This window comes from Methylobacterium sp. HMF5984 (assembly GCF_045033435.1).
In the GTDB taxonomy this organism is placed as follows: Bacteria; Pseudomonadota; Alphaproteobacteria; order Rhizobiales; family Beijerinckiaceae; genus Methylobacterium.
Genome location: NZ_JBJFLN010000001.1, coordinates 1,557,012 through 1,566,381 on the forward strand (window position 1 = coordinate 1,557,012; position 9,370 = coordinate 1,566,381).

Annotated in this window: 11 protein-coding genes; 7 read left to right on the plus strand and 4 right to left on the minus strand. The window is 60.2% G+C overall.

Translation table 11 applies throughout. The features are described from left to right. Positions 1–17 precede the first annotated feature (17 nt). Entirely contained in the window at positions 18–683 is a 666-nt protein-coding gene (locus ACFZ8E_RS07420) for a hypothetical protein (protein ID WP_405042474.1), read from the plus strand. A gap of 32 nt (positions 684–715) precedes the next feature. Here ACFZ8E_RS07420 and ACFZ8E_RS07425 read toward each other — a convergent pair whose 3' ends face one another. The 4 genes from ACFZ8E_RS07425 to ACFZ8E_RS07440 are packed head-to-tail and all read right to left on the minus strand — an operon-like array spanning position 716 to position 1,924. After that, entirely contained in the window at positions 716–880 is a 165-nt protein-coding gene (locus tag ACFZ8E_RS07425; protein ID WP_405042475.1) for a hypothetical protein, read from the minus strand. Between the two features lie 23 nt (positions 881–903). After that, positions 904–1,194, minus strand: coding sequence for a hypothetical protein (locus tag ACFZ8E_RS07430; protein WP_405042476.1), 291 nt, complete (start codon positions 1,192–1,194; stop codon positions 904–906). Beyond that, positions 1,191–1,394, minus strand: coding sequence for a hypothetical protein (locus ACFZ8E_RS07435; protein ID WP_405042477.1), 204 nt, complete (start codon positions 1,392–1,394; stop codon positions 1,191–1,193). Before ACFZ8E_RS07435 ends, ACFZ8E_RS07430 begins: the two co-directional genes overlap by 4 nt. Then, positions 1,391–1,924 carry a hypothetical protein gene (locus ACFZ8E_RS07440; protein ID WP_405042478.1) on the minus strand — a complete coding sequence of 178 codons (534 nt, stop codon included), beginning with the start codon at positions 1,922–1,924 and terminating at the stop codon, positions 1,391–1,393. Before ACFZ8E_RS07440 ends, ACFZ8E_RS07435 begins: the two co-directional genes overlap by 4 nt. Positions 1,925–2,062: 138 nt before the next feature. Between ACFZ8E_RS07440 and ACFZ8E_RS07445 the strand changes: the two genes are divergently transcribed. From ACFZ8E_RS07445 to ACFZ8E_RS07470, 6 genes are read left to right on the plus strand one after another with little or no spacing between them, the layout of a single operon-like run. After that, a complete protein-coding gene (locus ACFZ8E_RS07445) occupies positions 2,063–2,638 on the plus strand; it encodes a hypothetical protein (protein ID WP_405042479.1) in 576 nt (191 codons plus the stop codon). After that, complete coding sequence (locus ACFZ8E_RS07450) at positions 2,638–3,360, plus strand: hypothetical protein (RefSeq protein ID WP_405042480.1); 723 nt, start codon at positions 2,638–2,640, stop codon at positions 3,358–3,360. Before ACFZ8E_RS07445 ends, ACFZ8E_RS07450 begins: the two co-directional genes overlap by 1 nt. A 5-nt stretch (positions 3,361–3,365) precedes the next feature. Then, positions 3,366–5,699, plus strand: a complete 2,334-nt coding sequence (locus tag ACFZ8E_RS07455) for a hypothetical protein (protein ID WP_405042481.1) — start codon at positions 3,366–3,368, stop codon at positions 5,697–5,699. A gap of 14 nt (positions 5,700–5,713) precedes the next feature. Continuing rightward, positions 5,714–6,148, plus strand: a complete 435-nt coding sequence (locus tag ACFZ8E_RS07460; RefSeq protein WP_405042482.1) for a hypothetical protein — start codon at positions 5,714–5,716, stop codon at positions 6,146–6,148. A 2-nt stretch (positions 6,149–6,150) separates the two neighbouring features. Next, positions 6,151–7,464, plus strand: a complete 1,314-nt coding sequence (locus ACFZ8E_RS07465) for a hypothetical protein (RefSeq protein ID WP_405042483.1) — start codon at positions 6,151–6,153, stop codon at positions 7,462–7,464. A gap of 31 nt (positions 7,465–7,495) precedes the next feature. Continuing rightward, the gene (locus ACFZ8E_RS07470; protein WP_405042484.1) at positions 7,496–9,364 is read left to right on the plus strand and encodes a hypothetical protein; all 1,869 of its coding nucleotides are present in this window, start codon (positions 7,496–7,498) and stop codon (positions 9,362–9,364) included. Positions 9,365–9,370: the final 6 nt, after the last annotated feature.

A 9,370-nucleotide genomic window follows, 5' to 3' on the forward strand; every position in this document is an offset into this window, starting at 1 on the left:
ATGTAGGGTGTATCGGTATGGCAACGCCTCTTAAGTATCAGTACAATTACCTGCCTGTAAAATACCTTCTTTCTTCGTATCGGGCACTTATAGATGGGCGGCACGGCGTGTTGCACTTGGAGCGGTTGTTAGGTGAAGATAAGCTTTATGTTTCTGACTGGAAAATCGCTTGGATAGGGACCTGTACGATCCTGCGGACCGCAGTTTCCCTATTCATAAAAGACGGTAAGTCGTGCTTACCAGAGAAGCTTAGATTTGAAATCACCGCAGAAGGAAAAAAATTAACGAAAGAGAAATCTGAGAATCCGATCTATCACGAATTCCTTCTTAAAGAGCGGGATAATCTGATCCACCAGTACGAATGGAGGGCTTACGAGAGATGGCTTAAGCCGGATGGTACCTATCGGGTCCCTCACACGATCGCGATGATGATGTCCGCGGAACATGACGACGCCCGCCCCGTAATTTTGATGAGAGAAGGTTTCTACGCCGGACGTGACTCGTTGGAGCTGCTTCACGAGAGCGCGGATTGGGTTGAGGCACGAATCTATGATGCAATCGGTAGGGCAGGTTATCACCCTGACGAGTATCGTAATGCATTCGACTTTTCAGAAATGCCGAAGCCACCCAAAACGTTGCTCGACGCACTGTCGAATGATGATTCAAGCTCAAACGATAAGTGACGTGACAGATCATCTATATCTGTGGTGGGGCTTCATGCCCACGTCATCCGGTACTCGAATATCGTGTCTTCATTTGGAAAGACCGCCCAGCCAACGCGGTTGATATCGTAACCGAACATCACCTCACGTTCCGCGAGCCAATCCACGATGACCTGGGTGGTTACTCCTTGCCTCAAAGAGTCCTCGGCGATCTTCATGATCGTGATTCTGAGGGGACTCATCAGCCCCACCGCATCTTGATCGCGACGCGCTGATTCTCATCCGTGGGCTCGAACTTGAACCAGTTATCGTATATCGGGTTGAAGCTGATCGCGATTCCTTGTTCACGTGCCCATGCCTGAACACTTTCGAGTTCCACGGACCGATCGTACTGCTTTTCCGGTCGGTCGATCCGCTTGATCAGGTCGCGTTGCTTCGCAATTTGCTGCAATACCGTGATGACGGAATCGTCCATATCGTCCAGCCAAGCGTTGGCTTCTGCATATCGGTCATCGTACGTTTTCTGGGTCATTCCGACCCCCTCAGCATCGCCACCAGGGCTTCAGCAACGGCCACGGCGTCTTCCGGGGCATCTTCCCCCCAGGTGAGCCCCAAGGCGCTGTAGAGGGCTCTCAGCTCGTTCTGGAGCTTCACCAGTTTCGCGAGGGTGGCGACCAGGGACTGTTCCCTGATCTCCGGCTGGATCGGCAGGTGGACGTTCTTGTCGATCACTCCGCGTCTCCCCCACCGAGGTGATAGGCGGTCCACGCGTCGTACAGGCCGCGTCCACGGGTCGGGCCACGCACGCGCGAACCTTCCTTGCGGATGCTCCACTGCTTCTGAATCGGCGTGGTGATGATCCGCTCGTCAGACCATCCACGCTTGCGGCGCATGGTGAGCGCGGGAATCTCGCAACCGAGGATCATCGCCCATTCCTGGCTGCTCAGGGTCACGCCGTTGTAGGTGAAGTGGACCGTGTGCCGCTTGTTGCGGGCCTGTTCTTCGTCGGTGGCCCAACGGCAGTTATGGGGCTCGTAGTTCCCGTTGTTGTCGATCCGGTCGATCGAATAACGTTGTCCGGGAACCTTCGGCTTCTGACCCATATCCGCGTAGAAGTTCCAGAAGTCTTTCTGCCAATGATCGCAGATTGTGATTCCGCGTCCGCCGTAGTTCTTGTACTGCTTGTGATCCGCGTTGTTACACCGAAGCAGCATCGCTCTGTAAACATGATATTCAGGGAGTGTAGATTTCGCAATGGTCACTTGTAAGGTCAATCAATTTGTGAATGACTTACAATAAAACAGCGTTACCACTTCTGACGATATGTTTTTGCTCTAACAAGTCGATATTAGCCGGGGGTTCTAAATAGACGACCTCATCTTATTGAATCTTGGAGCACTATGTCCGTCGAAGTAGCAGACTGGATCACCGATCTCGACCCCACGAATCCGCCCGCGGGCGACCCGATCGCGCAGGCCGCCGACCACATCCGCACGATCAAGGGCGCGCTGATCAGCACGTTCCCGGCGATCACCGGTCAGGTCACCGCCACGCACACGAATCTGAACAACGTGATCCTTCAGGCCACGCCTACGGGGAAGTGCGTTCCCGTCTACACCTCGACCACCACGGCGGGTGTCGTTCCGTACACGGATTTCGGCCTGACCTTGCTCAATCTGGCTGATGCGGCGGCGTTCAACGCGGCGATCGACAAGTCCGGATTCGTCGCCAAGTCCGGCGACACCATGACGGGTGCTCTGACGCTTCCTTCGGCGAACCTGCCCGGAGATTTTAAGGTCACGATCGACGCGAATGGGAATCCGATGATCCAGTTCAAGACTGGCTTGGCGATCATCGGGAATCTCTCGCTCAACGCGATCGAGTTCTACACCCAGGGGGTTCGGGTCGCGCACTTCAACTCGGCGGGTGACCTTCGCGTGCTCGGAAACATCGAAGCGTACTCGAAGTTCGACTGATGACGATCCCCTGCACAGGCCCGATCCGGGCCGATCAGATCGCGACCGAGTTCAAGGGTGCGAAGCCGATCAAGATCAGCGAGTACTACAGCGGCGGACGCTACGTGCCCGCGAGCATCACGAAGGTTCCGAAGTCGGGACCGATCAAGTGGTCGGATTTCCGCTGCGTCTCGAACACGTCCGCGGGCACCCAGAATTACGACACCGCCGGGGCGTTCGCGTTCGTGGTGCCCTCGTACACGACGATGACCGTTGAGGTCGTCGGCGGCTCCGGTGGTGGCGGTGGATCGGTCACCGACCAGTCCTCGTACGTCGGGAACGGCGGAGCCGGTACGAACGGTGGGGAATCCAAGTTCCTCAACATGGTCGGCGGAGCCGGTGCCGGTGGCGGCGGCGGCACGGGTGGTCGCAACCCTTCGGATGCCCGCCCAGGCACCGCAGGTGGTCCCGGACAGGCGTCGGGTGGTGACACCAACGTCACCGCGGGCGGCAAGGCCGGTGGCGCTGGATCGGTCTTCGTCCCGTCGAATGACGCGCGCGGCAAGGGCGGCGACGGCGGCAAGTCCGGCAAGGCGACGAAGACCTACACCGCGGGCAGCGATGGCGCCCCCGTGGTCGGCACGACCATCAACGGATTCGTCGGTGCGGGTGGCGTTGGCGGTCTTCCGGGGTCCCAGGGCGCTCCGGGTGCGACCGGGTACGTACATATCACGTGGAGTTAAGTTAAGTGGCGATCGTTCCTTTCCGACAGTTGGGTCAGTTCGGTGTGAATACCGACTCCGATCCGTTTTCATTTCAGGACCCGCGGCAGTGGACCACGGCGAACAACGTCCGATTCCGTGACGGTTCGATCTGGCGCGGTCCGCGCTTCCGCAAGGCTGGAACGATCGCCGAGAACGAGCCTCAGAGCGTCATCGGGTACGGTCTGCCGTCCGGCGGGTACGAGTACCTGATCACGTTCAAGTCCGGAAAGGTCTTCCGGTGGTCTCAGCGTGGAAACACGGGTGAGGAAGGGATCAAGGCCGATCTCACCCCGGTATCGTGGGTGAATCACGACTACGATGAGCCCGGCACGTGGGCGGAAACCAACTCGGTGGTGTACTTCAACCGTCCCGACCGCAAGCTCTGGAGCATGCGCAAGGGCGGCAAGGGCTTCGCGGTCGTCGATGGATGGGGGAAGTACTGGCGCTGCAAGGCTGTTCGAGCCCTGAACGGTCAGGTGATCGCGATCGGCGTCCAGAAGGATGGCCGCGACTACCCGACGATGGTTCTGAACTCCGATTACACGACCTACAACACCTCTGCCGACATCTGGAACGCCGACACGACCAATTCGGCGGCCTCGAACGTCCTCGCCGACATGCCGAGCGCGCTCGTGGACGGCTGGCCGATGCAGGACCGGATGTTCCTCTACGGCACCCGCTCGACCTGGGTGATGGAGCCGTCGTTCGACAATTTCGTGTTCCGCTACCGCCGGGTGTTCGAGTCGGATTCCGGTGTAATCAGCCAGAATTGCGTTCAGGACGTGAGTTCGACCCACTACGTGTTCGGTCCGGAAAGCATCTGGATGCACAACGGGTTGTCGCGTCAGGATATCGTCGATGGTGTGATCCGCCGTAAGATTTACGACTACATCGTCATGGCGGAGAAGGCAAAGTTCTACACCGTGTACATTCAGGAGCGGAACGAGATCATGTTCTGCTTCGTGTCGAGCGATCCCGAGTGCGCATTTCAGGTCCCGACCGATCCGGATGTCCCGGCACCGGGCTGCAACCGCGCGGCCGTGCTGAATCTGAAGACCAACCAGTGGTCGTTCGATGATCTGCCGTTCGTTCTCGGTGCGGCGTTCGTCTCAGCCCACACCGGCAAGCGGTACGAGGAATTCACGGATGCCGACACCTACACGTCGTCAGCTCCGCACACGTACGCCTACTACACCGACCGCACGAAGCCGTCGCCGCTGTTTGTGGCGCGTGCCCAGGTCGCAGCTCCCCCGCCGCCCCCGCCGCCCCCGGCGACGAGCCTGCTTGCGGTGGACGATTCCCGGTACCTGACCATCTCGTCCGGCTACACGCCGAACATCATCCCGGTGAAAGACATCCTGGGGAACGACCTGGGTTCGAACGTCACCATCGTGTCGGTCGAAGCCCCGCACAACGGCACGAGCTTGGCCGGTACGGTCACCCTGGGTGGCGACTCGATCTACTATCGCGCACCCCCTCCGACCTTCAGCTCGACCCCGAGTTCCAGGGCGTACCCGGATGTGTTCGGTGGCAAGTACCAGAGTGGTGCCGACGTGTTCGACTGGTCGCTCGAAGTGAACGACAACTACGATCTTCGGATCGGCGACATCTGCATCGCCAGCGTGATCACGAACCGCCCGGTGACCGGGGATGCGTTCATGGGAATGAACGATCCCGCTTGGGTCAAGACGATCACCCTGCCCAGGGATACGCTCGAAATCTCCGTCTACGTGCTGATCGTCGATCAGGCCGTGTACGATCGGCAGCACGGCAAGAAGTGGATTCTTCGCAAGGCGGGAAGCACCTCGAACAGTTCGTGGATGGATGCGCAGTTCAGGAATGTCCGGTACGAAGACGTTAAGACCCTGGATGAAGTACACTTCAGCTTCGATGCGCACGTCAAAGCTGGAGATATTACGGAATCTTACATGCTTGGCAGCGATGAGCCGACTGCTTGGTTCACGCACGCGCTGCTCTACAAGGCCGCGGGCAAGCCCAGCTATGCAGGCGGATATCCGGGTGCGGCGGGCTTCCCGTGGTTGGCTTACTTCTCCGAGGGCATCACGAACGTTCCGGTCGAGCACATCGACTCGCTCACCGGGATCGACGCGGACGAGTACGCTTACTCGGAAATCCGTTTCCTTGCGAAGCCGAGCGGGTATGCATCGAACTCGGCGACCTACGCGACCTCGGACAACTTCGGCTACACGATCAGTGATGGCACGAATACGTCGAGCGCCACCGTGCACCTGACTTTGATCCCGCCGAACGATGGTTCTGGTTCGACCCCAAATCCTGATCCGATCATCCTCGACTAGCTCTAAATACAGCCATGGCTGATTCCAATTCCGTGACGCTCGTCGATGGCGCTGTCATCCTGAGCTATGATCAATTCCGAGAGGTCAACCCCAACGGGTTGGTCTCTCCGGAATACAACGCGCCGATGTACGTGCGGAATCGCATGGTCAATGTCGATCAGCTCCTTCCGGAGCTGCGGCAGTACAAGCACATCACCACGATCTATCCGGCCGCGATCATGCACGAGAACTCGAAGCCGCTCCAGATCGCTTGGGGTGGATTCGATTACGTCGGCACCGATCCCTTCATGGGTCCGTACCTCGAATTCCTTCCGAACGGGGTCAACTACCGGCTGGATTCGATCTCGAAGGGTCGCTTCCTCGATCTGCGCATCCTCTACGAAGACGATGTGTACGATGCCTCGATCTCCGCTCTCGACATGGACATCACGGGTGCGGGTAAGAGCTGAGCATGGCCGCTTACACCAAGCCGCTCGACATCTATCGGTACACGTTCCAGCCTGATCTTTCGGTCAAGCCGGAGACGATGGCACTCTACGTCGATCGCGAGTACCGCAAGGTCGAGCGCTCGATCCGCACGTTGACCGAAGCTCTGTCCGAGGTTCGCGAAGGCACCTCCACGGGTTCCACGATCACGCTGGCGCCCACCGGGGTGAAGGCCGGGCAGTACACCAACGCGGTCATCACCGTGGGTGCTGACGGCCGGATCATCGCGATCCGGAACGTCCCGGTCGAACGCGAGCTGCCCCGGTTCGGCCTCGCCGGTCAGGTCCTGATCTCGGACGGCGCCGATGGCGCTGCATGGCAGACCGCGCCGTCACCGATCCCTTCGGGTGGCCTCACCGGACAGGTTCTTGCGAAGACCGCCTCCGGCACCGCCTGGGCCGATCTCCCGGCACAGCCCACGCTTCCGACGATCCCGCGCGCACAGGATTCCACCGACATGGTGGTGGACGCGGTGGGGACGGATTTCGCGTTGCGCCTTCGCACCACCGGGGTGAGCCCCGGCACCTACACCCAGCCGATCCTGACGATCGACGCGACCGGCCGGGTGCTCTCGGCCCAGAATGGTGACCTTGCCGGTCCGGCCCCGCCGACCGCGTACTGTTCGCACACCAGCGCGGGTACGTCCGACACGTGGCGGCTGATGGTGGATATTGGCTTCACCGGCTCGTTCACCGCGGATGTCGCCTTCCTCGTCGATGGCGTCGAGACCACCGGCACCCAAATTCGGTCGAACGAATTCATCACCGCGACGTTCGACCAGCCGGTGGACGTTCAGGGCATCCGGATCACCGCGGTGGATGCGGCGGGTGCGCTGATCTCCGGACGCGTTCAGCAGCCCGACAACGGGTTCTGGACCACCGCGTTCGAGATTCCCCGTCAGGCGGATTGGCACGATGGCGAGACACGGTTCTACACGATCGGTCCGTCGATCTCTCTCACCGGAGCTGTGACCGGGACCGGCGCGAACGAGATCGTCACGACGATCGCCCCCACCGGGGTCACCGCGGGCACCTACACGAACGCGACCGTCACGGTCGGCCCGGATGGTCGGATCACCAAGATCAAGAAGGGTGAAGCCTCCGGCGGATTCGGTGGCGTCCTCGATTTCCCGTTCACCGGGCGCAAGAACGGCCAACTGTACACCATCGACATTATCGGTGGTCAGATCGTGGTGACCGGTGACAGCGGCATGCAGGCTGAAGATGGTTCGACCATCCAGGCCGAGAACGGCTCTGGCAGCATTTCGCCGGAAGCATAAAATACTATAGACTTGTTTTGCTAAGGACCCTATGACCGGCAAGAAGATTTCCGAATACGACGACGGCGGCCAGTTTCAGGTCGGCGACAAGTTCCTGATCGCTCGCGACGGCGACAACTATTCGATCGACGGTGGTGTGATTCCGACGCTGGCGAACGTTGCAGCCAACGCCAACGCGATCACCGGGCTTTCCTCGAACGCGGTCATGTTGACCATGCGGGTCGCCCAGGTCGCGGCCAATGCGGTCACGTTGACCGGTCGCGTGACCGGTCTGGAATCCAATGGGACGACCCTCAGCGCCACCGTCGCCAATCTTGCGGCCAATGCCGCCACGCTGGCGAACGTGGCCCGTACGGGCGCATATGGCGATCTGACTGGCAAGCCTGCGATCCCCTCGAAGGTCTCGGACCTCACCAACGATTCCGGGTTCCTGACCTCGGTGGCGATCCCCGCCACGGGTGTCGCGCCGGGCTCGTACACGAACGCGAACATCACGGTCGGAACGGATGGACGGATCACGCTGGCCTCGAACGGCGTTGCGGGCTCCGGGTCCACCGGGTCCACGGGCTCGACTGGCTCCACGGTGCTCCCCGCCCCGTACATCAAGGGTCGGGTCTCGTTCGTCGTCGATCCGAACACCCTCGCGGTCACGATCCGCAGTTCGTACAACGTCGCCAGCGTCGAGCGGACCAACACGGGCAAGTACCGGGTCACGTGGACCACGCCGATCGCTCCCAACCTGATGCCGTTGGTCACCGGCCGGTACCCGGACATGCCCGGCACGGCTCCGGCGATGGTCGTCGGTGGCGCCAACCGTGAGACGGCGAGCGGCGACACCACGAACGCGACCAACATCGAAATCTTCTTCGGTCAGTACGACATCTACGCGGGTGAACTCGTCATGGTCGATCCCGACCAGTGGCAGAAGACCGGCGGCTCGACGGGGGGATCGACCGGCGGCAGCGTAACATCGAACAGCTTCAAGGCTTTCCGCCTACGGTTCGATAGCACTCAGTCGATGAGCTATGCGTCGATTGCCGAAATCGAGTTCCGCGAAGTGGCGGGGAAAGCGCAAACCGCTTCCGGCGGAACCGCGTTCAGCACGGCCACAGGCAATAATACGACCGCAGGCGCGGCGTTCAACGGCGATCTGACCGATCGATGGGTCGGCGACTACCCGGATAAGCCGTTCCCGAAGTACGTTGGCTATATCTTTTCTTCGGCCAAGACGATCGTCGAGGCTATGCTGGCCGCATCAGGTTATTCGTCCGAAGCTCCGCTGACCTACGGCATTGAAGCAAGCAATGACACAAACACGGGTCTCGATGGAACATGGATCGAGCTTGCGAAGGTTGCGACTGGAACGAACTGGTCTGAGAACGAGAAGCGCATCCTGACCCTGACCCCGCCTGCCGCAAGCTCGGCTGCTCCCAAGACCTTCAAGACGTTCCGCCTGACCATGAGCGGGATTCAGGGCGGCTACGGCTACGCGTTCTCCGAACTGGCGTTCCTTGACGCGTCCGGCGCTCCGATCTCGACCGCGAACGCGACGATCACCGCCTTGGGTACCAATCCGGGTGGGAACAACCCGGCGAATCTCATCGACGGCTCCGCACAGACGTATTGGGACTACTCCCCGGATAGCTCTAGCTCGATCAACCAGACGACTCCGGTGTGGGTCGAAGTCACCTTCCCGTCCGCGGTCACGGTTGGTTCGTTCTCGGTCCGCGCCCGTGCCGATGCGACGAATTCTGGCGACGCGGCGATCACGGGGAATCAGGTCTCGAAGACGCTCATTCTCGAAGGTACCTCCGACGACGGTCACGTCTACGCCCTGGGCAAGTTCCGCACCGTCACGGCTTATGGTCTTGGCGAAGTCCGGACCTTCAAGCTCTTGTAACACCGT